The organism is Vibrio sp. ZF 223 (assembly GCF_003050585.1).
In the GTDB taxonomy this organism is placed as follows: Bacteria; Pseudomonadota; Gammaproteobacteria; order Enterobacterales; family Vibrionaceae; genus Vibrio; species Vibrio crassostreae.
This window is the reverse complement of record NZ_PIGB01000006.1, coordinates 207,917-233,458: the sequence shown is the minus strand read 5'-3', so window position 1 is coordinate 233,458 and position 25,542 is coordinate 207,917. Positions and strand designations below refer to the sequence as shown.

The 25,542-nt window shown below is 44.8% G+C and carries 22 protein-coding genes and 1 other annotated feature; of the genes, 5 read left to right on the top strand and 17 right to left on the bottom strand.

Going from position 1 to position 25,542, the window contains the following annotated elements:
* Positions 1–98 precede the first annotated feature (98 nt).
* The 8 genes from CWO13_RS13945 to xerD all read right to left on the bottom strand — a co-directional run bounded on the left by CWO13_RS13945 (position 99) and on the right by xerD (position 9,025).
* Positions 99–350 carry a hypothetical protein gene (locus CWO13_RS13945; RefSeq protein ID WP_004735015.1) on the bottom strand — a complete coding sequence of 84 codons (252 nt, stop codon included), beginning with the start codon at positions 348–350 and terminating at the stop codon, positions 99–101.
* Between the two features lie 109 nt (positions 351–459).
* Positions 460–582 carry a hypothetical protein gene (locus tag CWO13_RS23715; RefSeq protein ID WP_258186384.1) on the bottom strand — a complete coding sequence of 41 codons (123 nt, stop codon included), beginning with the start codon at positions 580–582 and terminating at the stop codon, positions 460–462.
* Positions 583–917: 335 nt separating this feature from the next.
* Positions 918–2,252 carry a cyclic-di-GMP-binding transcriptional regulator VpsR gene (vpsR, locus tag CWO13_RS13935; protein WP_050053118.1) on the bottom strand — a complete coding sequence of 445 codons (1,335 nt, stop codon included), beginning with the start codon at positions 2,250–2,252 and terminating at the stop codon, positions 918–920.
* Between the two features lie 271 nt (positions 2,253–2,523).
* Positions 2,524–4,056 (bottom strand): lysine--tRNA ligase, encoded by a 1,533-nt coding sequence (lysS, locus tag CWO13_RS13930; RefSeq protein WP_017059330.1) that lies wholly within the window; start codon positions 4,054–4,056, stop codon positions 2,524–2,526.
* A gap of 98 nt (positions 4,057–4,154) precedes the next feature.
* A protein-coding gene (gene prfB, locus CWO13_RS13925) for a peptide chain release factor 2 (RefSeq protein WP_108083089.1) occupies positions 4,155–5,253 on the bottom strand; the annotation gives its coding sequence in 2 pieces (ribosomal slippage) (positions 4,155–5,177 and positions 5,179–5,253; 1,098 coding nt in all).
* 235 nt (positions 5,254–5,488) lie between these two features.
* The gene (recJ, locus tag CWO13_RS13920; RefSeq protein ID WP_017059329.1) at positions 5,489–7,225 is read right to left on the bottom strand and encodes a single-stranded-DNA-specific exonuclease RecJ; all 1,737 of its coding nucleotides are present in this window, start codon (positions 7,223–7,225) and stop codon (positions 5,489–5,491) included.
* Positions 7,226–7,304: 79 nt separating this feature from the next.
* The gene (locus tag CWO13_RS13915) at positions 7,305–8,084 is read right to left on the bottom strand and encodes a thioredoxin fold domain-containing protein (protein WP_017059328.1); all 780 of its coding nucleotides are present in this window, start codon (positions 8,082–8,084) and stop codon (positions 7,305–7,307) included.
* A gap of 26 nt (positions 8,085–8,110) precedes the next feature.
* The gene (gene xerD, locus CWO13_RS13910; RefSeq protein ID WP_048658059.1) at positions 8,111–9,025 is read right to left on the bottom strand and encodes a site-specific tyrosine recombinase XerD; all 915 of its coding nucleotides are present in this window, start codon (positions 9,023–9,025) and stop codon (positions 8,111–8,113) included.
* 150 nt (positions 9,026–9,175) lie between these two features.
* On the opposite strand from xerD, the gene fldB reads away from it, so the two are divergent.
* Positions 9,176–9,697, top strand: a complete 522-nt coding sequence (gene fldB, locus CWO13_RS13905) for a flavodoxin FldB (RefSeq protein ID WP_019820572.1) — start codon at positions 9,176–9,178, stop codon at positions 9,695–9,697.
* Between the two features lie 130 nt (positions 9,698–9,827).
* On the opposite strand, the gene brnQ is transcribed toward fldB, so the two are convergent.
* Positions 9,828–11,141, bottom strand: a complete 1,314-nt coding sequence (gene brnQ / locus CWO13_RS13900; RefSeq protein ID WP_102432244.1) for a branched-chain amino acid transport system II carrier protein — start codon at positions 11,139–11,141, stop codon at positions 9,828–9,830.
* A 314-nt stretch (positions 11,142–11,455) separates the two neighbouring features.
* On the opposite strand from brnQ, the gene CWO13_RS13895 reads away from it, so the two are divergent.
* Positions 11,456–12,184: a tRNA1(Val) (adenine(37)-N6)-methyltransferase gene (locus tag CWO13_RS13895; RefSeq protein ID WP_048662677.1), complete on the top strand. Its 729-nt coding sequence runs from the start codon at positions 11,456–11,458 to the stop codon at positions 12,182–12,184.
* A gap of 107 nt (positions 12,185–12,291) precedes the next feature.
* Positions 12,292–13,557 carry an ATP-dependent RNA helicase SrmB gene (srmB, locus tag CWO13_RS13890; RefSeq protein ID WP_017059323.1) on the top strand — a complete coding sequence of 422 codons (1,266 nt, stop codon included), beginning with the start codon at positions 12,292–12,294 and terminating at the stop codon, positions 13,555–13,557.
* A gap of 112 nt (positions 13,558–13,669) precedes the next feature.
* On the opposite strand, the gene yaaA is transcribed toward srmB, so the two are convergent.
* Together yaaA and CWO13_RS13880 are read right to left on the bottom strand one after the other, a co-directional pair.
* Complete coding sequence (gene yaaA / locus CWO13_RS13885; protein WP_048662676.1) at positions 13,670–14,446, bottom strand: peroxide stress protein YaaA; 777 nt, start codon at positions 14,444–14,446, stop codon at positions 13,670–13,672.
* 227 nt (positions 14,447–14,673) lie between these two features.
* Positions 14,674–16,101 carry an alanine/glycine:cation symporter family protein gene (locus tag CWO13_RS13880; RefSeq protein ID WP_032545312.1) on the bottom strand — a complete coding sequence of 476 codons (1,428 nt, stop codon included), beginning with the start codon at positions 16,099–16,101 and terminating at the stop codon, positions 14,674–14,676.
* A gap of 711 nt (positions 16,102–16,812) precedes the next feature.
* Between CWO13_RS13880 and CWO13_RS13875 the strand changes: the two genes are divergently transcribed.
* Positions 16,813–17,001: a DUF3545 family protein gene (locus CWO13_RS13875; protein ID WP_008224353.1), complete on the top strand. Its 189-nt coding sequence runs from the start codon at positions 16,813–16,815 to the stop codon at positions 16,999–17,001.
* Between the two features lie 185 nt (positions 17,002–17,186).
* Here the strand turns inward: CWO13_RS13875 and CWO13_RS13870 are convergent, their stop codons facing one another.
* The 3 genes from CWO13_RS13870 to nfo all read right to left on the bottom strand — a co-directional run bounded on the left by CWO13_RS13870 (position 17,187) and on the right by nfo (position 19,811).
* Entirely contained in the window at positions 17,187–17,738 is a 552-nt protein-coding gene (locus CWO13_RS13870) for a hemerythrin domain-containing protein (protein WP_048658054.1), read from the bottom strand.
* Positions 17,739–17,824: 86 nt separating this feature from the next.
* Positions 17,825–18,505, bottom strand: coding sequence for a uracil-DNA glycosylase (ung, locus tag CWO13_RS13865; protein ID WP_057621958.1), 681 nt, complete (start codon positions 18,503–18,505; stop codon positions 17,825–17,827).
* 397 nt (positions 18,506–18,902) lie between these two features.
* Positions 18,903–19,811 (bottom strand): deoxyribonuclease IV, encoded by a 909-nt coding sequence (gene nfo / locus CWO13_RS13860; protein ID WP_108083088.1) that lies wholly within the window; start codon positions 19,809–19,811, stop codon positions 18,903–18,905.
* A gap of 326 nt (positions 19,812–20,137) precedes the next feature.
* On the opposite strand from nfo, the gene grcA reads away from it, so the two are divergent.
* Positions 20,138–20,515 carry an autonomous glycyl radical cofactor GrcA gene (gene grcA, locus CWO13_RS13855; RefSeq protein WP_017059315.1) on the top strand — a complete coding sequence of 126 codons (378 nt, stop codon included), beginning with the start codon at positions 20,138–20,140 and terminating at the stop codon, positions 20,513–20,515.
* A 77-nt stretch (positions 20,516–20,592) separates the two neighbouring features.
* On the opposite strand, the gene thrC is transcribed toward grcA, so the two are convergent.
* The 3 genes from thrC to thrA are packed head-to-tail and all read right to left on the bottom strand — an operon-like array spanning position 20,593 to position 25,306.
* Positions 20,593–21,876: a threonine synthase gene (thrC, locus tag CWO13_RS13850; protein ID WP_017059314.1), complete on the bottom strand. Its 1,284-nt coding sequence runs from the start codon at positions 21,874–21,876 to the stop codon at positions 20,593–20,595.
* Positions 21,873–22,829, bottom strand: a complete 957-nt coding sequence (gene thrB, locus CWO13_RS13845; RefSeq protein WP_102480910.1) for a homoserine kinase — start codon at positions 22,827–22,829, stop codon at positions 21,873–21,875. Before thrB ends, thrC begins: the two co-directional genes overlap by 4 nt.
* Positions 22,830–22,846: 17 nt before the next feature.
* Entirely contained in the window at positions 22,847–25,306 is a 2,460-nt protein-coding gene (gene thrA, locus CWO13_RS13840) for a bifunctional aspartate kinase/homoserine dehydrogenase I (RefSeq protein ID WP_102432148.1), read from the bottom strand.
* Positions 25,307–25,335: 29 nt separating this feature from the next.
* Positions 25,336–25,454, bottom strand: a sequence feature (Thr leader region).
* Positions 25,455–25,542 lie beyond the last annotated feature (88 nt).

Sequence of the window (25,542 nt, the reverse complement as noted above, 5' to 3'; positions counted from 1 at the left end):
TTATTTGACCAGTTCTAGTTCAAAAGTTTGCACTTTCGACGCCATAACTATCACTGTGACTTATCTTAGGGGTTGAACGGTGCTATCAACCCCGCAGATTACGTCGGTATTCGCGCACTTAGGACACGACGAAGGTGACGTACTCGACGTTCAATAGTGACAACTTCTGGTTCAGAAAAACCAATAGGTCGACCGTCAGCCTCAAGACCAATATCTCTTAATAAGTGAGTATTGTTCCATGGTAGATCATATGAACTACGACGAACTTTTCGTTGCCATTCACGCTCTTCACGACGAAGATCGGCACGGATAAGGACTGTTGCTAATTTTAAATATACTGAGTGACGCATAATAACTCTCCAGTTGTTGAATAAACTGAGGAAAAATAGCGTGTTAGATAGTGTGAGGGCTTCTCATTTAGCTGCTATTTTTCCGCAGCCAAATAAGGATACGGATCTATTAGTTAGGTTTATCTTGGGTGTTTCGATCGGCCATGGCTGGTGTTTGTGACATATCAGTCACCATGTCAGTACACGGATCAAACGACGCGCAAATATGCTGTATAAAATCGAAATGTTTCATTTGCGCCTCCAAGCTAACTAAAAAATCCAAAAAGAAATGAGGTAGTAAAAGCAGACAAGTATTTGTTAAATCTCTGCTTTCACGGGTAAAGTCTAACCAAGTGAGTATATTATTCAACCGATAATTGGTTAACATTTTCAAAACAATGCATTTACCCAAAATATCAGTTGCATATTCATTTAAATATAACATATTCACTATGATTATATAAAATCACAGCATATCTATCTTCGGCTGAGCTAGAAAAGAACTGGCTATCCTTCAGAAACAAAAAAGCCACGTAGATACGTGGCCTTTCATTTACAGTGACTGAATAAAGTCATGTAGAAAAGAGTCTAAACAACCCCTTCAGAGATTAGGCTGTGTTTATTGAGCAATCGGTACATAGTTGCTCGTGATACGCCAAGTTCTTTAGCTGCCAACGAAACCTGACCGCCGTAAGACTCCAACACAATCAGCAGTGCATCGCGCTCTGAACGCTCACGAATACTCTTCAAACTTCGGCGTTCATCATTCTGTTTTGGTAAATCGAGTTGGTGATCCTCAATGATCACCGCATCAGACATCAACACAACACGCTTAATCTGATTCATCAGCTCACGCACATTTCCAGGCCAATGGTAGCGATTCATCGAACGGATAGCATCGTCTGAAAAGCTCTTCGCTTGAGCATTAAACTCTTTCGAGTACTCACGCAGAAAGTGATTAGCCAGTACTGAAATATCACTCACACGTTCTTTTAAGCTCGGAACATGAATACGCAGAACATTAATGTAGTGATAGAGCTCTTCATTAAAATCGCCCTCAATCAACGCCTTCTCGATATCAGAGGAGTTCGCGGCCAGAATACGCACATCAACGGATTTAGGTCCATTAGCGGTTTCAATCTTACCCTCTTGTAAAAAGCGCAACAGATTCAGTTGTTGATTGCGTGGCATCGCTAAAACATCATTAAGCAAGATGGTTCCGCCATCGGCTTCTTCCAACATACAAGGCGCTGTCGCTGGCTGTGCTGAAATACCAAAGACCTCGGCCTCTATTCTCATTTCAGACAAGGCACGACAGTTAACCGTTAAAAATGGCTTCTGTGCTCGCGACGAGTTTTGGTGAATCGAGCGTGCAATCGTCTCTTTACCAGCTCCGCTCTCGCCATAAATCAAGATACTGACATCAGTCGGCCCAATACGCTTCACTTGGTCTCTCAAGCGCTTCACAGCCACAGAGTCGCCCAGCAGGCCCATATTGTTGTTAATGCCGTAGTTTGGCCATACTTTCTGCTCAAGCTTCAGCATACCCAGTTGGTGACCAATGGTACTCAGCAACTGAGCATCTGGGATTGGCGCCGTGAAAAAGTCGATACAGAAGTTAACGATAAACTGGCAGATAGTATCAGAGCTTAATTGCGATTCACGGATAAAGGCGAGCCATCTCACCTGCTTGTTATTGCTCACAAGGTTAGCAATACCGTTGAGACTGAACTCATCATGACTAAGATCGACAATACCAATACATGGGCCAATATCAGCAATCAAGGCATCGGCTTTTCGTAAATCTGCACACTGGGTACACTGCCAACCCACTTGTTCTAACACTGATAACCAGGGTTCGTACGCACCACCAACGACGATAAGAGAACCTGGTAAGGAATCCATCTTAAATTGAGTTCCCATCCTTCTTCCTTATTCTATTTTTATTTAAATCAGGCTAATACGAATCACTGCTTCATCGTTCGACAAAATGCCGCGAGATCGTATTCAGCGCAGAGGCGTATAGTAGTGAGACTATCTTAGATTTTATGTCTCAATAGTAAGACTATGTCAGAAATAACGATTTTTCGAATCAAGAGTGCGGTACAGACTAGGTTTTGAAGCCCAAAAACAGAAAAAGCCACCCGAAGGTGGCTTTTTAATTACATAGGCTGTTACGCCCTATAAGCGAGAATTACGCTTGTGGACGCATTGCCGGGAACAAGATCACGTCACGGATTGTGTGCGTGTTTGTAAATAGCATTGCTAGACGGTCGATACCGATACCTTGACCTGCTGTTGGCGGTAGGCCGTGCTCTAGTGCAGTAATGTAGTCTGCATCGTAGTACATTGCTTCGTCGTCACCCGCGTCTTTCGCGTTAACTTGCGCTTTGAAACGCTCGTCTTGGTCTTGTGCATCGTTAAGCTCAGAGAAACCATTCGCAACTTCACGGCCACCGATGAAGAACTCAAAACGGTCTGTGAAGAATGGGTTGTCATCGCTACGACGTGCTAGAGGAGAGATGTCCGCTGGGTAGCCAGTGATGAACGTTGGTTGAATTAGCTGAGGCTCAGCCGTTTCACCAAAGATCTCTTCTAGAAGCTGACCACATGTCCAGAACGTTTCTACGTCTACGTGTACAGATTTTGCGATAGCAACCATCTTCTCACGGTCTTGTAGGTCTGCTTCTGTTAGCGCTTGAATCTCAGCGTGCTCAGGGTTGTAGTGCTTGATTGCATCGAACATGCTCATTCGAGCGTAAGTGCCACCGAACTCAACCGTTTCGTCACCGTAAGGCATAGAAGTAGAACCAAGAACGTCCATTGCTGCCGTGCTTAGCATCTCTTCTGTCAGATCCATAAGGTCTTTGTAGTCAGAGTACGCTTGGTAGAATTCCATCATTGTGAATTCTGGGTTGTGACGTGGAGATAGACCTTCGTTACGGAAGTTACGGTTGATCTCGAATACACGATCAAAACCACCAACCACTAGACGCTTAAGGTAAAGCTCTGGTGCAACACGTAGATACATGTCGATGTCTAGTGCATTGTGATGAGTGATGAATGGACGTGCAGTTGCGCCACCCGGGATCACGTGCATCATTGGCGTTTCAACTTCTAGGTAGCCTTTCGCGCTCATGAAGTTACGGATTGAAGATACAAGCTTAGAACGCACGATAAATGCATTGCGAGAATCTTCGTTCACGATTAGGTCAACGTAACGCTGACGGTAACGCATCTCTTGGTCAGTTAGACCGTGGAACTTCTCTGGTAGAGGACGAAGTGCTTTAGTCAGCAATTCAAACTCTTCCATGTTCACGTAAAGGTCGCCTTTACCTGATTTGTGAAGCGCACCTTTAACACCGATGATGTCACCGATATCTAGGCCTTGGTACTTCTCTTTCAGTACTTTTTGTACGTCTTTCGCTGCGTATGCTTGGATACGACCAGAAGTTTCTTGAATCGCAAGGAATGGACCACGCTTCGCCATAACACGACCAGCGATCGCAACGATGTGGTTAAGCTCTTCTAGCTCTTCCTTAGTCTTCTCACCGAATTCCGCTTGAAGATCGCCAGCTAGGTGCTCACGACGGAAGTCATTTGGGTGACCGTTAGCTTTGCAGTTTTGGCGGATGTGATCCAGCTTGCTGCGGCGCTCAGCGATTAGTTTGTTCTCTTCAGGTGAAGAAGCTTCTTGTGCGTTTTCGTTTTGAACAGCATCAGTCATTAGAGATGTACCCTGCTTTTAAAATTTGGACCGCTATATTTTTGCAAATATAGGCATTTTTACCAATATTATTGGTAAAGCTTAATAGTTGATAAAGCTTACAGACCTGATTTCAGGCTAGCTTCAATAAACTTGTCTAAGTCACCGTCAAGAACCGCTTGAGTATTACGGTTTTCGATGCCGGTGCGTAAATCTTTGATACGAGAATCATCCAGTACGTAAGAGCGGATCTGACTGCCCCAACCGATGTCTGATTTCGTTTCTTCGCTCGCTTGTTTTTCAGCATTTTGTTTTTGAATCTCAAGTTCAAAAAGCTTAGCACGTAGCTGCTTCATCGCTTGATCTTTGTTCTTATGCTGCGAACGGTCATTCTGACACTGAACCACGGTGTTGGTCGGAACGTGAGTAATACGTACCGCCGATTCCGTGGTGTTTACGTGCTGACCACCAGCGCCAGAGGCACGGTATACGTCAATACGTAGGTCAGAAGGATTAATGTCGATCGTAATGTTGTCATCAATCTCAGGATAGATAAACGCAGATGCAAATGAAGTATGACGACGACCACTTGAATCAAATGGTGATTTACGAACTAGACGGTGAACACCAGTCTCTGTACGTAACCAGCCGTAAGCATACTCACCAGAGATACGTACCGTTGCGCCTTTAAGGCCAGCAACATCGCCATCAGACACTTCGATAACTTCAGTCTTGAAGCCTTTCGAATCTGCCCAACGTAAGTACATGCGCAACATCATTGAAGTCCAGTCTTGAGCTTCTGTACCGCCCGAACCTGACTGTAAATCGATGTAGCAATCTGATGCATCGTGATCACCAGAGAACATACGACGGAATTCCAGCTTCTCTAGCTTAGCTTCAAGCTCGGCCAGTTCAGGTTCAATTTCATCGAACGTTTCTTGATCTTCTTCTTCAACCGCAAGCTCTAATAGGCCATCAACATCCTCAACACCTTGGTCAAGTTGGTCGATCGTTTCTACTACCGCTTCCAATGCAGAACGTTCTTTACCTAGCGCTTGAGCACGCTCAGGTTCGTTCCATACATCCGGTTGTTCTAATTCTGCGTTTACTTCTTCTTGACGCTCTTTCTTAGCGTCATAGTCAAAGATACCCCCTCAGGATATTTGTGCGCTCAGACACATCCTGCAGACGGTTTTTTATAGGATTGATTTCAAACATTTTAGCTCATCATTTATGAGTAGAATTTAACCGAAGAATTGTACTCAAAAGTGTGACGGAGATACAGAATTTTTTAGAGTGGTGAACCAAGATTCAACAACTTAATGGGATATAAAATTGACAGGCAGAAGAAACACGTAGAATTTGTAAGGGCAGGAAGGAAAACAAGCCCTGTTTTTGAACAGAGCTTGTTGAATTTAGCGCTAGATGATGAGCATTATTGAGCCCAAAATAACTATTTGGCTTCGATATGATCGATCATCAGCTGCAACGATTGGTTACCACGAAATTCGTTGATATCGAGCTTAAATGCAAGATGAACGGTTTTTACTGATGCATCAGGCCAGCGACGTAGGTCGACGTTAAAGGCAATACCATCAATCATCACATTGGTAGGGTGGCCTTTGTAGAGCGGCTCGAGCATCAGCTTAAGGTGTTTTTCACCCACCAGCTTTTGGTGCAGCACTTTAAACTCACCATCGAAAATTGGCTCAGGGAAAGCTTGTCCCCACGGGCCACCTGAACGCAGCGTTTCAGCGGTGTGCATAGAGAACTCTTCTGGTAACAGCTCACCATCAGACAAGATAATGCCCTTCAGTGCTGTTTCTCCAAGTTCATTCTTCACAACATCATTGAACAACTTGCTGAAGCGTTCAAAGTCCTTTTCCATGATGGTTAAGCCAGCCGCCATTGCGTGGCCACCAAACTTAAGAATCAAGCCTGGGTTTTGAGTGTCGATTCGGTCCAAAGCATCACGCATGTGCAAACCTGGAATTGAGCGACATGAACCTTTGATACTGCCTTCGCCGCCATCTGCAAACGCAATCACTGGGCGGTGGTATTTGTCTTTGATACGCGAAGCCAAGATACCAATCACACCTTGATGCCAATCGCGTTGGAACAAGGCTAAACCAGAAGGCAGGTCGTCTTTACCAAACTCAAGGCGCTCACAAAAAGCCATCGCTTCTTGTTTCATGCCCTCTTCGATCTCTTTACGTGTTTGGTTCAAACCATCCAGTTCACTTGCCATTCGACGCGCCGCATGGATGTTGTTACTCATTAGTAGCTCAACACCAAAAGACATGTCATCCAATCGACCAGCTGCATTGATACGAGGACCAAGAGCAAAGCCAAAATCAGACGCCACCAAACGCTTAGCGTCTCGCTTAGCGATTTCGATCAAGGCTTGAATACCCGGACGAGCTTTACCCGCACGAATACGTTGCAAACCTTGATGCACTAAAATTCGGTTGTTTTCGTCGAGTGGGACCACGTCGGCAACCGTACCCAGCGCCACAAGGTCAATCAATTCCATCAACTTAGGTTCTGTCATGCCGCGCTCTGCAAACCAACCCAACTTACGCATGTGAACACACAATGCCATCATCAGATAAAAAGCGACACCAACACCCGCTAGGGCTTTCGAAGGAAAAGCACAGCTCTCAAGGTTTGGGTTAACCATCGCATCGACCATTGGCAGTTCATTGCCCGGCAAGTGATGGTCGGTAACCAGAACCTCTAGTCCTTTCTCTTTAGCGAAGCGAACACCTTCAATAGAAGAGACACCGTTATCAACCGTCATGATCACTTCGGCGCCAAGCTCGATTGCCTGTTCGACAACCTCAGGGCTCAAGCCATAACCATCTTCAAAACGGTTTGGTACCAGATAATCGACGTTAGAACTGCCCAACATACGTAGAGCAAGTACGGACAACGCTGAACTGGTTGCGCCATCGGCATCAAAGTCACCAACAATGATGATGCGTTTTTGCTGCTGAATGGCCTTGAACAACAGTTCAACCGCAGCATCAATGCCACCCAGTTTTTGATAAGAGTGCAAGCCTTTCGCTGCTGTCTCTAGTTGGTCAGCACTGTCGATTCCACGACTCACATAAATACGCTTTAATAAGTCAGGTAAGTGAGCAGGTAAGACTGAAATGTCGACCTCTGGACGGCGTTGGATCTCTATCATATAAAAATGGGCCCGATATCAATCAGGCCTCTCCTTAAATCAAAAACATGGGGGATAAATGGCAATACAGAAAACGAGATTATTGCTCTAAACGTTGAAGAAGTTGTGCTGGCGGCAAGTAACCACTCACCAACTCACCACTTGCTAGTACGATAGCCGGTGTACCATTGATGCCAAGCTCACGACCCAATTGGTATTGTTTAGCAATGATCTGCTTCTGCTCTGCTAGGTCTTTACCAGACGCTGGCATTTGACGATTTACTTTAGCGTCATGCATAGCTGTTTTTGGATCATCTGACGCCCAGATTGCCGCCATTTGATCAGCAACTTGTCCTGTCGCGCCTTGACGCGGGTAAGCCATGTAACGAACGGTAATACCCAGATCGTTGTAGCCCTGCATTTGGCTGTGCAGACGAACACAGTAGCCACAGGTAATATCCGTAAATACCGTCACAACGTACTTTTCGTTATCAGCTTTATATTCGATAACCGTATCCGACATTGCTGCTACTTTTTCAGCATTCAACGGAGCTTGACGCTCAGCCAAAACATCACTGAACTTACCGTTGTCATCCAAAGAGTAAAGTGTACCGGCTAGAAAATGGTCGCCCTTAGGAGAAGAAAAGATAATGCCGCTGTTGGTTTGAACTTCTAAAAGACCATCGATATCCGAAGGAACAATCTTATCGACCTTAATGCCGATCTTTTCAAAACGCTTAGTTAACGCTGCAGTATCAATAGCTTGAGCAGGAGCAGCTTCTACGGCTGTTGACGTTGTTTCTACTTTCGCTTCTGATGCATTACATGCAGTAATCATAAGAGGAAGCGCTAGTAGAGGAAGACGGCGTAATACGCTCATTAAGTTCACCTTAAAAATAAATGGATTTAAGCACGTGGGTGATGCTGCGCGTGAATTTGCTTCAGCCTTTCAGTCGCCACGTGAGTATAAATTTGGGTTGTCGATAAGTCACTATGCCCAAGTAACATCTGTACGACCCTGAGATCTGCGCCATAGTTCAGTAAATGCGTCGCAAAAGCGTGTCTCAATACGTGGGGTGACAACAATTCTGTGTCGATACCGGCGACGACCGAGTAGTGCTTGATACGATACCAGAACGTCTGACGGGTCATTTGCTTGGCGCGTTTACTCGGAAAAACCACATCAGAACTGTTTTCGCCAAGTAGATGTGGACGACCTTGTTCAATAAAAGTCTCTATCCAATCGACCGCATTTTCGCCCATGGGTACTAAGCGCTCTTTACCACCCTTACCAATAACACGCACCACGCCCTGTCTTAGGCTAATGTTTTCCATCGTCAAGCTAACCAGTTCTGTCACACGCAAACCCGTTGCATAGAGTAACTCAAGCATCGCCTTATCGCGAAGCTCAATCGGATCGTTCGGATCTGGCGCATCAAGCAAAGCATCAACCTGCTCTTCGCTCAAATCTTTCGGCAAGCGTTGCGGCAACTTCGGGCTGATCAACAAAGCACTTGGATCATCACCTCTAATTTTCTCGCGGTGTAAGTATTGGAACAAGCGACGAATCGCCGACAACATACGGGCACGAGAAGTCTGCTTAAAATCAGCGTCGGCTAACCAGCCTTGATAATCCTGTAAACCTGAAAGGCTAATGAAGTCGAGGCGGTAATTGTTCTTTTCCATCCACGCTAATAACTTGGACAAATCGGTACGGTACGAGACAAGCGTATTCTCCGATAATCCTCGCTCCATCCACATAGCATCTAAAAACTGCTCAACGAGACCGTGGTCTTCGCTCTGCCCTTGAGGCGACTGCATAGTGTTACTCACAATATTGGAAACTGTTTTGAGAGTATGCCAGAGCAAATATGAATGCCATAAAAATTACGACTTGAGCGGATAATCGCTGCAATCGAAGTCGATTTATGGTTAGAATTCGCCATCTGAAATTAAAATCGAACGTTTGCTATGAAAATTGGATTATTTTACGGCTCAACCACCTGCTACACAGAAATGGCAGCAGAGAAAATTCGCGGCATTATTGGTGAAGACCTAGTTGATATCCATAACGTGAAAGAAACCCCTCTTTCATTGATGGCGGACTACGACCTTTTATTGCTGGGCATCTCGACTTGGGACTTCGGTGAAATCCAAGAAGATTGGAATGAACTGTGGGAAGACATCGCAACCACGCCAATGAAAGGCAAGGTTGTGGCTCTGTTTGGTTTAGGTGACCAAGAAGGCTACGGCGAATGGTTCCTTGATGCGATGGGTCTGTTGCATGATGAACTGAAAACCGCTGGAGCAGAGTTTGTTGGCTTCTGGCCAAACGACGACAGCTACGAGTTCGAAGCGTCTAAAGCGTTAACGGAAGACCAATCTCAATTCGTTGGTTTGGCGCTTGATGAAGATTCACAATACGAGCTTAGCGATGACCGTATCGCAAGCTGGGTTGAGCAAGTACTGGTTGAGTACAGCGAAAAGCTATAACCAAACAGAAGTACACCTAACTAAGTAGCTGAATATAAAAAGACCACAGAATACAAAAAGGCCTCATTACTGCGAAGTAATGAGGCCTTTTCTATTTCATCTCGAAGAACAATCTAATCTCAACGGAAGATTAAACAGTCTCCTCAGCCATCTCTTGCTCTGTTGATTTACCAACGAAGAACATACAGATGATTGCAGCAGTCGTTGGAAGCAACCAACCCATACCGATCTCAAACAGTGGCAGCATCTTAAGTGCAGACACGTCTACACCCGCTACTTTAGCGCCATCAATAAGAGCAAACAGCAGTGACACTAATACTACTACGCGGTAAGCCACTTTTGGATTAGGGAAACGGCTACGCAAGAATGTCAGAGCAACCAACGCGATAGCGACTGGGTACAATGCAAATAGTACTGGAACAGACAGAGAAATCAGTTGAGAAAGACCAACGTTTGCAACGGTTGCACAAGCCACACCGTTGATGATTACCCAAGTCTTGTAAGACAGAGGCGTTAGCGAGCTGAAGTAATCCGAACATGCTGACACAAGACCAATCGCCGTTGTTAGACACGCTAATAGTACGATCACAGAAAGCACTAGCTGACCAGAAGGACCAAACAACGATTGAACGTATAGGCTTAAGATAGCACCGCCATTGTCTGCACCGGCTGCTACTGTTGCACTTGTTGCGCCTAGGAAGAATAGAGAGATGTAAACAAACGCTAGACCCGCTGCGGCAATACAACCCGCGCTAATTAGGTACTTAGTCGTCGCAGCACGGTCAGTAATGCCCTTGCTACGAATCGCATCAACAATCAGCATACCAAACATCAAAGAAGCAAAAGTATCCATGGTGTTGTAGCCTTCAAGGAAACCTTTGGTCAGTGGTTGAGTGATGTACTCACCGTGAGCCGCAAGAATATCACCTTGAGGGTTAACGAACACAGCAATCGCCAGTACAACCAAACCAACGAACAGTGCAGGTGTCAGTACCTTGCCAATAACGTCAATAAGCTTACCTTGCGACCATGAGAAGAACATCGCTACTACAAAAAATGCAATCGAAAAGAGAGTTAGGTGAGCTTGAGAGGCATCGATGAAGAACGGTTTCACCGCCATCTCATAGGCAACAAGGCCAGTACGTGGTGCAGCAAATGCAGGACCGATAATGATAAAGATCAGAACAGCCATGATAGTTGCAGCTTGCTTTGGAAGATCTTTAGTTAAGTGACCCCAAGAGCCACCAGCCACAGCGACCGCGACGATAGTGATTAACGGCAGACCAACGGCAGTCAGCAGAAAACCAGACATCGCTGGAAGGAAGTGATCACCGGCTAATTGGCCAGCTAGAGGTGGGAAGATGATGTTACCCGCACCCAAGAAAAACGCAAAAAGCATAAAGCCCAATGCCATTATATCTGTTAGTTTTAGACTCTGTTTCACAGATAATCCTTAATTATATTTATGAGTTTATGTTGTGCTTACATGAATGTTACAGCTAAAAGCTGCCAATCAATCTATAAAATAGTCGCGCATAATGACGAAACACTTGGCTAGCTGCAAGTCACCACACAAAAACACCATATAAATTTGCATATGAGAACAAAAAGCAGTTGATTACACTGGCTATGGAAAAATAGCCACAATTATAAACTAACCATAATTCACAACAATATTTTCCCAAGCAGAACATTGATTCATACAAGCGGTTAACATTAGAGCTAATCACTTAAAATATCTTGATACTCAGAACATTAATGAAAGACAAAACAGTGCAAACTAAAAGCTTCAATTTTAAGCAATTCTCAATTTACGGCGGGCAAAGCGGTATGCCAGTCAGTACCGATGGCGTGTTACTTGGCGCGTGGGTAAGCCTGCCACAAAGATCATGTGTACTCGATATTGGAACAGGAACAGGTCTGCTGGCCTTGATGGCTGCGCAGCGTTTTGAGGATGCTTCAATCTCTGCGATAGATATTGATCAACACGCCATTGATGCTGCCACTGTCAATATTGAGCAGTCGCCTTGGCAAAATCGTGTCTCGCTTCATCACGACAGTGTGTTATCGGCAAGCTTTCCACAGAAGTTTGATGCGATCATCTGTAACCCGCCCTACTTCAACTCTGGAGAACAGGCGCAGCAAAGCCAAAGAGCCACTGCCAGACACACCGACAGCTTGGATCACCTAGCGCTTGCTCAACGTTGTTTCGAGATCACAACCGAAGCCGCGACGGCCAGTTTCATCCTACCGACGCCTGAGGGGGAAGGTTTTATCAAGCTTGCCGAGCAATGTGGTTGGTATCTAGCAAAACGCCTTGATGTGAGAACAACAGACAAGAAACCGGCTAGCCGAATTCTATTTGAGTTATCTAAAGATCCTGCCTGCGAGCAAGATTTGCAGCGCGAATCGCTTACAATTCACCATCAAGGTGGTTATAGCGAAGCATTTATTGCGCTCACGAAAGATTTTTATCTCAAGATGTAGCAAATACCATGTGATCCTAATCACTAATGCTTCTATAATGTCCGACTACTCTTTTTTATCGTCTGCTTTTTGAGGCAGAAACATTTATTGCTTGTGGAGAAACAACAGTGATCAGAACCTTTGCAGAACTCGATCTAAACCAAGAGCTGCTTAAAGCAATTGACGAAATGGGCTACGAACGTCCAACACAGATACAAGCTGAAGCAATCCCACAAGCGTTAGATGGAAGAGACGTTTTGGCTTCTGCGCCAACAGGTACTGGTAAAACAGCATCATTTGTATTGCCAGCACTGCAATACCTACTGGATTTCCCACGTAAGAAATCTGGCCCTGCTCGTATGCTTATCCTGACGCCAACGCGTGAGCTAGCAATGCAGATCACCGAACAAGCACGTGAGCTTGCTAAATACACTAGCCTAAATATCTTCACGATCACGGGCGGTGTTATGTACCAAGAGCACGCAGATATCTTAAGCACAACTCAAGATATCGTAGTAGCAACACCTGGTCGTTTGATGGAATACATTGAAGGCGAGCGTTTTGACTGTCGTGCAATTGAATGGCTGGTTCTAGATGAAGCCGACCGTATGCTAGACATGGGCTTTGGTCCTGTTGTTGACCGTCTGTCTGCAGAGTGTCGCTGGCGTAAACAAACTTTACTGTTCTCAGCAACGCTAGAAGGTAAAGGCATTGAAGGCTTCACTGAAGATCTACTGAAAAACCCAGCAGAGATCGATGCGAAATCATCACTTCGTGAGCGTAAGAAGATCACTCAGTGGTACCACCGTGCAGATACAGCAGAGCACAAGCTGAACATCCTAAAGCACGTCATCACAGAGCAAGCTGAGCGCAGCATCGTATTCTTGAAGACGCGTGATCGTCTAGGAGATCTACGAGCTCAACTTGAAAGCGCGCAAATCCCATGTGCATGGATCCAAGGTGAAATGCCTCAAGATCGTCGTAACAACGCGATTGCTCGTTTCCGTGACGGCTCTGTAAACGTGCTACTAGCGACTGACGTTGCGGCGCGTGGTATCGACCTTCCAGACGTAAGCCACGTAATCAACTACGACATGCCACGTACTGCTGACGTATACCTACACCGTATTGGCCGTACTGCTCGTGCTGGTAAAAAAGGTAACGCGGTTTCTATCATTGAAGCGCACGATCAACTAATGATTGAGCGTGTGGCTCGTTACACAGACGAACCAATCAAAGAACGCTTCATCGAAGGCATGCGCCCTACGCATAAGAAAGCGGCCGTGACTAAGAAGAAGAAACCGAAGAAAGAAGATAAGAAAGCGGTAGAGAAACAAAAAATCGCGAAGAAGAAAAAAATCGCGAAGAAAAAGAAAGCAGCAAAGAAGAAATAATCTAATAGCTTCAACGATTCAATAAAAAGCCCCATGCAGTTCGCTGCATGGGGCTTTTCTCTATCTGGTTGGCATCTCGCCATAGAGCGTGACGACCATTAATCAATAACGTCTAGTTTTGCTCTTCACGTTTGAAGACAAGCTCTTTCGCGTTCGACTCTTCTTCAACGAAGTAGTAACCCGCTGTATCAAACTGAGTCAGCGCTTCAACCGAGTCGATCTTGTTCTCGATAATGTAGCGAGCCATCATGCCACGCGCTTTCTTCGCGTAGAAACTGATCACCTTGTACTGACCGTTCTTGCAGTCTTTGAATACAGGGGTAATCACTTGGCCATCCAAGCTCTTCGGCTTCACAGCTTTAAAGTATTCGTTAGATGCTAGGTTGATCAGCACATTGTCGCCTTGAGCATTCAACGCTTCATTCAGCTTGTCTGTAATGATGTTGCCCCAGAACTGGTACAAGTTAGTACCACGAGCATTCGCCAAGCGTGTCCCCATCTCTAGACGGTAAGGCTGCATCAAATCTAACGGCTTAAGCAAGCCATATAACCCAGAAAGCATGCGCAGGTGATTTTGTGCGTAGTCAAAATCTTCATCCGATAGCGTCTCAGCATCTAAGCCAGTGTATACATCGCCCTTAAAGGCTAGGATTGCTTGGCGTGCGTTGTCTTGGGTAAAGGTCTCGCTCCACTGCTCAAAGCGCGCTACGTTCAACCCTGCGATTTTATCGCTCACCTTCATCAGTGCAGAAATATCGACTGGCGTCAGTTTACGGCACTCTTCAATCAGTTCAGCAGAGTGTTCAACAAACTCAGGCTGACTAAAGCGTTCAGTCGCTAATGGTGATTCGTAATCAAGTGTTTTGGCTGGAGAAACGACAACTAACATAACTTTACCCTAATCGGTTATCTAACTGGATGCTGCTAGAGTATAGAAAAAACATCAACTTGTCTTTATGACTCTTCCTATTACTTTGATAGGGAGAATGAGCTTCGATAGGGAGAATAAGCTTTGATAGACAGAATGAGACAAATGACAGGCAAAGAAAAAGGCTAAGGTCGAAACCTTAGCCTTTCTAATCATTTTAGGATGAGCGGTTTATCGCTCCAACAAGATTATTTCTTGTTGTTGTCCCAAATACCGTCTTCCAGTTGAGACTTAAGCTCAGGGAAGTCATTCGAATCGAATGTCGGTACTTTACCCGCGTCTAGTTGGCGGTTGTAGTCTTTCGCTAGCTTAATCACGATGCCTGATAGCAGGATAATCGCCACCAAGTTAACAATCGCCATTAGGCCCATCGATACGTCAGCCAGGGCCCATACCGTTGGTAGTGTCGCTAGAGAACCGAACATAACCATACCCAGTACAACAATACGGAACAGCACTAGGCCTTTCTTGTTGTTGTGCTCTAGGAAGATAAGGTTCGTTTCAGCGTACGAGTAGTTTGCAATAATTGAAGTGAAAGCGAAGAAGAAAATCGCTACCGCTACAAAGATGCCACCCCATTCGCCAACTTGTGCTGTTAGTGCACGTTGCGTTAGTTCGATACCCGTAACTTCACCGTGTGGTACATACTCACCAGACATCAGGATGATTGCTACTGTTGCTGAACAGATAACAATGGTATCCATGAACACGCCTAGCATTTGCACGTAACCTTGTGATGCTGGGTGTGGCGGGTAAGGCGTAGCAGAAGCTGCTGCGTTTGGCGCAGAACCCATACCCGCTTCGTTCGAGAACAAACCACGTTTGATACCGTTAATCATCGCTTGTGCGATTGCGTAACCTAGGCCACCCGCCGCTGCTTCTTGCAGACCGAATGCACTCTTGAAGATAAGAGCCAATACTTCAGGCACTTTCTCGATGTTCGCGAACATCACGTACATAGCGATCGCTAGGTAAGCCAATGCCATGATTGGAACGATGATTTCTGCAGTACGTGCAATCTTACGGATACCACCGAAGATAACGAATGCAGAGATAATTACGATACCAACACCAACGTAGCTACGCTCAAGATCAAATGCTGTGTTCATTGCGCTTGCAATCGCGTTTGCTTGAACCGCGTTGAATACAAGACCGAATGCAATGATGAGGAAGATAGAGAATAGAACCCCCATCCAACGCATGCCTAGGCCTTTCTCCATGTAGTATGCAGGGCCGCCGCGGTAGTTACCGTCGTTATCACGCGTTTTGTATAGCTGTGCCAGTGTACTTTCAGCAAACGATGTTGCCATACCTAGCATGGCGATTAGCCACATCCAGAAGATAGCACCAGGGCCACCAGCGGTTAAAGCTACTGCAACACCTGCCATGTTACCCGTACCTACACGAGCAGCGAGACTAGTACAAAGAGCTTGGAAAGAAGAGATACCAGCACTGTCTGCTTTACGGCTGTTTCTCAGAACAGAGAACATGTGGCCGAAATGGCGGAATTGAATGAAGCCTAGTCGTACAGTGAAGTAGATACCCACACCAACCAGTAAGTAAACTAAGATAGATCCCCAAAGGAGATCGTTCATCAAATTGATTAAGTCTGTCACGTGAACCTCGTAATTGAGTTTAAGCACCGATCATGCTTCCTAGCCTTCCTCTAAATCGCCTATGCCAGTGTCAATGTTGTGTCGGCATTCGTTTTATATTTATTTGCTGCGATCTAGATTGTAAATGTCGCTTCATGCATCCATTTTACGTATCAGTGTATTTTTTGACGGGCGGATAATGCAGCGAGACGACTTAAAAATCAATATGCAAATGCATTTATATTAAAATGACATTTCACTAATAACACACCTTTTGTTAACACAACTTTCAACAATACAGCCCAATAAAAGTCACATTATCGGGACATAATATCAACAACAGCCACGGCTCCGCCCCAGCAAGAACGCCATACCATAAAAATGACGTCAGCCTAGGTTTTACAAGGTATAGTGAAGATCTTCGTTTTTTTCTAGGCCAATGAGATCCCTATACCGCATAGCACCATGTGCACTTCAATGCATTATAGGCAAAACACTATTCCATTCGCACAATGAATTAACATTCAATAACCCCTAATTTAATCGTTTACTTAGGTTTGTTTGCTTGTTTTTTATACATAAAAAGTCCCTCAATGTGTGAGCATGCATAAAAAAACAGAACAAAAACTTCATAGATTTGAAACAAATGAGAAACAAATCAAGGTTATGGTGAACCTAAATATGATATTTAATGGTTCGTAAGAACTAGTCCCACGGAAGGAGATATGGCTTATGGATAGCTTTCAATTCGATGAAGTATCAGAACTAGAAATGCCTCGTGCAACTCAAAAAACACGCTCGAAACCACTTAAGCGTAAGTGGCGTGAAATCGAAGCCATCAACGATCGCAGGCAGCTTGAGAAAGAGCTAAGAGAGATGAATCTCGGTCTCGATTTTAGCCTTGACGATATAAAGCTTTAATCAGCACGATAAGAAATCAGATAGCAAAAGGCACCTATAAAGGTGCCTTTTTTATTGTTTAGACTATCGCATCCGTTCAAAGCGCCGCAATAAGAACTAATCAACTAATATAGAGGGAGTCTCAAACAGTCACCTCTTAATATAGAAGGCACTTCGAAATAGGTGTGACTCACTCTTAATATTAACTAAACGCACTCTTGCTCATTTTGTCGAACGCGAGCTGCGAGCTGGCGATATTGGTCAGCAATCGTGTCCCCAAAAACAGGGTCGTCTTCTGGTTGAAGCCACTGTGACTCAACCTCTTGCCAATCCTTAACCGTGAACGCCTCAACAATCATTGGTAGCACATGCTTCTCTTCATATTCCATGTGCTTTCTCTGAGCCTTAACAAACGCTTCAAGCTGCTCAATAAAGACTTGCTGAGGAACCACCGCATCTTGAAGGATCATATCGACCACGCCTAAAAAGTCCGCCGTTTTCTCAGAAAGCAATTGATGCTCTAACTCCAAGTCTTCAATCGCTTGATCACTGCCATATTGTTTAAGATAGTAGCGATAAATAACGTCTTCTTTAGGGTGATGCACTTTGTCCGAATGGTTCATCAGGTAATCAACCACCTCTGCGATCAAGCTATAGTTTATTTCTCGCTCTTGTTTTAGAAGCTCTAACTTATTGTTGAGTATCGCGAGCAAACGAGCCATATAGCCATGCTCTCGTCTTATCCTTTCAATCATCATAGTATTGCACTCCATTACACCTACTGTTTATAAGTGTATACGAAGATGCTGATTTATGATTTGACCCGGCTCAGAAAACCACCAACCTACACTTCTGTTGGTAAACACCAGTCAATAGGTTGTTGATCCATAGAAGAAAGTAACTTGTTGGTTGTTGAGAAATGCTGACAACCGAAGAAGCCACGACGTGCCGATAATGGCGATGGGTGAGGTGCAACCAACACTTGATGTTTGTCTTCATCAATCGCTTGGCCTTTCTTCTGGGCGTGTGCGCCCCATAACAAAAAGATGATCGGTTCAGAACGCTGATTGAGCTCAGCAATCATGGCATCAGTAAAAGTTTCCCAACCACATTTAGCATGTGAGTGTGCTTTTGCCTCTTCTACTGTAAGAACGGTGTTCAACATCAACACCCCTTGCGATGCCCAAGAATCGAGATAACCGTGACTAGGAATCTCAAAGCCCTCTATATCTTGTGCAAGCTCTTTGTACATATTGCGTAGAGAAGGGGGGATTTTCACGCCAGGAAGGACTGAGAATGCTAAACCATGAGCTTGGTTAGCACCGTGATAAGGATCTTGCCCTAAGATAACTACTCGCACGGATTCGAAAGGCGTCATATCAAAGGCACTGAACACCTGATCTTGTGGCGGGTAGACGGTTTTCCCATTATTACGTTGCTGCTCAACAAACGCGAGGACACTCTGAAAGTACTCCTTGTCACGTTCATCATTAATAATGGATTCCCAAGTTTTTGGTGCGCTCATCGTTTTACTTCCCAATCATCAAGGTTTCTAGCGGCTTTCGCCAGACAAAAAAATAGCTGTATCGGCTAACTGTCCTAAATAGGGATCTAGTTATACCTCATACAGCTATCAATAAACATGATGTGTAGGGTTCACTTGTTGATGAATCATAATAATCAGTTCAAGTTGTGTTTATCTCGATTAACCACTTTTCTGTTGTGTACGATGGTGGCCATGGTTATGCACGTGACGGTTTGGTGTTGGTAAACGACTTACGACAGCAACAGTTGAAGTTTGGGTGATTGAATACATAAAGGCACCTCCTCTAAGACATCGTGAACTACATATTCACTTTAATGTTATGAAAGAAAGGTGCCAATTTTTAGAAATAGACGGAAATAAATTTTCCCTTCTATTATTACGCTTCTTCGCTGACTACCGTTGCTGAGCGATGAAACATTCTAAGTTGTTGAATTTCCTCTTTCCAAATCGTCGAATCAATCGTTTCCAAGATAAGAGGGATACCATTAAAGCGAGAATCAGAAGCAATATACTCAAAACAATCCCAGCCAATTTCACCTTTTCCTAAAGAATGGTGTCGATCAACTCGACTCGCGAACTCAGCTTTTGAATCATTGATGTGCATTGCTCTTAGATAGTGCATACCCACAATGCGGTCGAACTCAGCAAAAGTATGCTCACACGCCTCTTTTGTACGTAAGTCATAGCCAGCAGTAAACGTATGGCAGGTGTCTAAGCACACGCCAACACGTAACTTATCTTCTACCTGCTCGATAATCTCAGCTAGATGTTCAAACTTCCAACCAAGGTTAGTGCCCTGCCCTGACGTATTCTCGATCACCGCGATTACGTCAGGTACAGCTTGATGAGCTAGGTTGATCGACTCGGCGATCTTAGCCAAACATTCGCTTTCTGAGATTTTCTTCAAATGACTCCCAGGGTGAAAATTCAAAAGCGTTAACCCAAGTTGATTACAACGCTCCATCTCATCAATAAAAGCCGCGCGTGATTTCTCTAGCTTCTCTTCCTCTGGTGCTCCTAGGTTAATAAGGTAGGAGTCATGAGGAAGAATGTGCTCAGCACCGAAGCCCAACATTTTGCAATTGGCTTTGAAGGCACTAATGGTTTTCGCTTCTAGCGGTTTTGCCGCCCACTGTCTCTGATTCTTGGTAAACAGTGCAAACGCATTGGCACCTATTTCACGTGCACGCATAGGCGCCTGATCAACACCACCAGCAGCCGACACATGAGCGCCAATAAACTTCATATTTGTTTCCGGTTTTGAGGATGAATTATTGTTTGTCATTAAATCACTTTACACTTTCATAATGCTTAATAAATAAAGGGTTGTATCGGTTGCTGTTCAATAAAAACACAACAAATGTAGTAAATTTACAACAAATACAACTGTTAAATATTTTTTATACTTTAAAATATTTTGTAATTACTTTGTTTTCAAAGGTTTTGTTGATTTACCTCAAGATAATCACCTTTGTAAAAATATGGTTTTTGGTTGTTTTTTGACTTAAATCAATGTTAACCTTACTAATATTAGGTATATATTACTCAGCTCAATAAAAATCGAAAGTTAACACCATAATCAAACCACATTCAGTGGACTAGGAGATAGTTATGATCCAAGGTATTCAAATTACTAAAGCAGCAAACGATGACCTACTAAACTCAATCTGGCTACTAGATAGCGAGAAGAATGAAGCTCGTTGTGTTGTTGCTACTGCAGGTTTCGAAGCTGACCAAGTTATCTCAGCTGCAGACCTAGGCGAGTACGAAAGCCGTGAAGTTGCAATCGAAGCAGCACCACGCATCGAAGGTGGCCAACACCTAAACGTTAACGTTCTTAAGCGTGAAACGCTAGAAGACGCAGTTGCTCACCCAGAGAACTACCCACAGCTAACTATCCGTGTATCGGGTTACGCTGTACGTTTCAACTCTCTAACAACTGAACAGCAACGTGACGTTATAGCACGTACGTTCACTGAGTCTCTATAATTTTTAGAGCTTAAATTAGAATACAAAAACGGCGCTCATTGAGCGCCGTTTTTATTTGTTCGAAAAACAAATGGACGTTACGGTTGAACTCGACGAAGCACTGCTTTTAGCGCTTCAAAATCGTTATCAAGATCTTCAGACAACAACTCCATTGCCGCGTGTTTTGCTAGCGGGCCTGGCAGTTCGATATCAGAACCTAGGATGTCATCAACCACTTCTTTGAATTTCGCTGGGTGTGCTGTACACAGGAACAAGCCAGTTTCATTCTCTTGCAATTGCTCTTCCAATAGACGGTAAGCAATCGCACCATGTGGTTCACATAGGTAACCTTGTGCTTTTAGGTCGCGAACTGACTCAGCGCTCTGCTCGTCAGATACTTTACCTTTGCCTAGTGTATCTAAGCCCCAACCTTTGAGTTGGCAAAGCTCTTCAATACGAGGCCAGTTATTTGGTTGGCTTACGTCCATCGCGTTCGATGTTGTCGCAACGGTCGGTTTTGGATCCCATTGACCTGTTTCTAGGTAGCGAGGAACCGTGTCATTTTCATTGGTTGCTGCGATGAAACGCTTAACAGGTAAACCTAGTGCTTTAGCCAATAGACCCGCCGTTAGGTTACCAAAGTTACCACTTGGTACAGAAATAACTAGGTTTTCACGTTGCTCTTTAGTCAGCTGAGAAGCCGCTTCAAAGTAGTAACAGATCTGAGCCATTAAACGGCTGATGTTGATAGAGTTTGCCGAGTTAAGACCAATCTCTTTACGCAGTTCAGCATCATCAAATGAGTCTTTAACCAGAGCCTGACACGCATCAAAGTCACCATCGATAGCGACAGTGTGAATGTTCTTACCCAGCGTACAGAAAAGCTTCTCTTGCAATGGACTGATCTTGCCTTTCGGGTAAAGAATCACAACATTGATGTCTTCCATGCCGTAGAAAGCATGTGCGACCGCCGCACCAGTATCACCTGATGTTGCTGTTAAGATAGTGATTTGACCACCATCTGAAACGGCTGCTAAAGACTGAGCCATAAAGCGGCCACCGAAATCTTTAAACGCCAGTGTAGGGCCGTGGAAAAGCTCAAGCGCGTAAACGCCGTCTTTTACTTGGTTGATTGGTGCAGGGAATTGGAACGCTGCATCCACCATTTGGTCGATCTGTTCTTTTGGTAATTCATCGCCAATCAATGCTGACAGAATCTTTGAGCTACGAGGGACAAAGTCCTCTGCTAGCAGCGCATCGATATCATCAAACTTTGGTAGCTCAGATGGAAAAAATAGACCTTGATTACGACCTAAACCTTGACGAACGGCTTGGCCAAAAGAGACTTGCTCGTCATTTTCTTTGATGTTGTACAGCTTCATAACTCACTTCCTGTAACGATCGAACCTTGCTTATCTAGGCGACAAACGTGAACGAATCCTTCTTCATTTTGTACGTAATTTTGTTCTAACCAGCGTGCAACACGCTCGGCGACATCTTGTTCTTTGCAAATGCTAAATAGAGTTGGACCGCTACCGGAGATCCCAGTAGCCAGTGCTCCTGCTGAAGTGGCGTATTTACGCGCATCAGCAAACCCTGGAAGCAGTTTCTCACGATATGGTTCAGCAATCACGTCTTTGATCATCTTCGCTGCTAGCTCTGGCTGACCAGAGTGGCACGCGTGGATAAAACCCGCTAGATGACGGCCATGGGCAATCACATCCTGACGACGATATTGAGAAGGAAGAATTTCGCGAGCTTCAGCCGTTGAAACCTTAATACCCGGATACGCCATTACCCAATACCAGTCATCAAAACACGGTACTTCTTGGCTAATGATACCTAACTCTTCAAGCATTAACTGCACACCACCAAGGTAACATGGAGCAACGTTATCATAATGGATACCGCCTGAAATCTTACCTTCCATTTCGCCCATTAGAGCAAGCAGTTCAGTCTCATTCAGTGGCTGGCCATGAAAACGATTTAGCGCATCCAGTGCCGCGACAATTGAACATGCACTTGAACCTAGACCAGAACCAATAGGCATGTTCTTTTCGAGTGTCATTTCTAAAGGCTTTAGCGCAACGCCTTTTTTATCAAGCTCTCTAGAGAACACCACCCAGCAGTCATAGACGATGTTTTCTTTGGCTTCAGTCGGCAGCTTAGAAACAAAGCTGCCTGCTGTTTTTAGCGAGAATGATTCATCGCCTACTTTAACCATTACTCGGTCACCCAGCAGTGTGCCATCCACTGGAGACACAGCGGCCCCCAGCACATCAAACCCTACACTGACATTACCGATTGATGCAGGAGCATAAACGACAACATCCATATCACTTGAACTCATTCCTAAACTCCTAATTTCCAACCAAGAGTACGCATCACATCAGAGAATACGCCAGCTGCTGTTACTTCAGTACCCGCGCCGTAGCCACGTAGTACTAGAGGGATTGGTTGGTAGTAACGGCTGTAGAATGCTAATGCGTTCTCGCCATCTTTAATCTTGAACATTGGGTCATCGCCATCAACAGCAGCGATACGAACCTTACACTTACCTTCAGCGATTTCGCCAACATAACGAAGTACTTTGCCTTCTTCTGCTGCGATAGCCGACTGCTCTTGGAAGTAAGCATCCGCTTCTGGCAGACGAGCCATAAACTCTTCAACCGTGCCTGAGTCATCAAAACCTGGTGGCAGAGCTTGATCAACTTCAACATCTTCAAGTTCAAGCGCCATGCCTGCTTCACGAGCAAGAATAAGCAGCTTACGCGCCACATCCATACCAGATAAATCGTCACGAGGATCCGGTTCAGTAAAGCCGTTATCTTTAGCAATATTGGTTGCTTGGCTTAGTGTCATACCTTCATCAAGTTTACCGAAGATGTAAGACAGTGAACCTGAAAGAATGCCGTTGAACTTCTCAAGTTCATCACCTGCAGAGATAAGGTTCTGAAGGTTTTCGATTACTGGTAGACCTGCACCTACGGTTGTTTCGTACATCAGCTTACGACGTGAGTTACGTGCAACTTCACGAAGCTGATGGTAGTAAGCCATGCTTGCTGTGTTTGCTTTCTTGTTTGGTGTTACCACGTGGAAACCAGCCGCTAGGAAATCAGCGTACTGCGCAGCAATACCTTCGCTAGACGTACAGTCAACCAATACTGGGTTGATGATGTGGTTACGTTGAACAAGAGCGGCTAAGCGAGCTAGGCTGAATTCTTCAGTCGCACTCGACATACGGTCACGCCACTGCTCTAACGGTAGACCATCGCTGTCTAGCAACAAACCTTTACTGTTTGCTAAACCACATACGCGAATCACGATGCCTTTTTCAGCCAATTTACCTTGCTGACGTTGGATCTGATCAACAAGTTCGCCACCAACGCCGCCAACACCCACAACGAATACGTCAAGGAAGTGCTTAGAGTTAAATAGGTTCTCGTGACACGCTTTGATTGCTTCAGAGATTTTATCTTCAGGGATAACCGCTGAGATAGCACGCTCAGATGACCCTTGAGCAATCGCAACAATGTTGACGTTCACTTCAGCTAAAGAAGAGAAGAACTGAGAAGCAACACCGCGTGAAGTACGCATACCGTCACCCACCAGCGTTACAATCGCTACGTCGTCCATGAACTCAACTGGCTCTAATAGACCATCTTTGAGCTCAAGTTCAAACGCGTCTGACAACACTTGTTTCGCTTTCACTTTGTCAGCCGATTCAATACAGAAGCTGATGCTGTACTCAGAAGACGATTGAGTAATAAGGACAATAGAAACGCCAGCCGAAGACATCGCGCCGAATACGCGACTTGCCATGCCAACCATGCCTTTCATACCAGGGCCTGATACGTTAACCATTGTTAGGTCACTTAGCGTAGTAATACCTTTAATTGCTAGGTTATCTTCGCCAGTGTCTTGACCAATCAAAGTACCCGCACCCTGTGGGTTAAAGCTGTTTTTGATCAGACAAGGAATATGGAATTGCGCGATAGGCGCGATAGTCTTCGGGTGCAGAACCGAAGCACCGAAGTAAGAAAGCTCCATCGCTTCTTGGTAGCTTAATGATTTAAGCAGACGTGCATCATCGACTAAGCGTGGGTCACAGTTGTAAACGCCGTCTACATCAGTCCAGATTTCACAGCAATCAGCACGTAGACATGCCGCTAGAACTGCCGCTGAGTAGTCAGAGCCATTACGGCCAAGTGTTACTAACTCACCTTTATCATTACCAGCAGTGAAGCCCGGCATGATGTTTACGTGACCTTTAGGAAGTGGCGATTGACGGAAGTTCTGAGTTGAAACATCCACATCGACCATAGCTTCAAGGTGATCACCTTTAGCGTATAGGTATTGAACTGGGTCAATCAGGCTTGCTGGTTGGCCTTTCGCTTCAAGTACCGCTTTCATCAACTGGATTGAGATTCGCTCACCTTTACTGATGATGCGAGCATTAACATGATTCGGGCACATACCCAGTAGGTTAATGCCGTTCACGAACTGTTTTAGCTGAGCAAGAGAAGTATCCACCTGCTCTTGGAACGCAGAACCGTCAATAGAAGGAACAACGGCTTGAATATCTGCAAACAGTGCAGCGAATGAGGATTCGATCTCTGTAATCTGTGCATCTGCTTCACCATTTTTAAGTGCAGCTTCAATTACAGCGACCAACTTATTGGTTGTTTTTCCTGGAGCCGATAGTACAACAGCTAGCTCTTCTTGCTGGGCATTATTAGCGATGATATCAGCCGCTCGTAAAAAACGATCTGCATCAGCTAATGATGAACCTCCAAACTTTAAAACGCGCATCCCTTTCTCCATAAGTCATAAAAATGGTACAAAAAAAGGCCTGTATCTTGTTGGATACAGGCCTTTTTTTTAAAATCCGTTACTTAGCAGCCTGCCCCAACAATGTTAATGTCGGTAATAATAATGGTTGTGGTCATTACTAGGTGGCTTAAGTGCTGCATATCAAATTCTCTGCTTGTGCTTTACTCTACGTGTATCAATTTTTACCACTGGACGTCAATGAAAAGTTGCGTTTT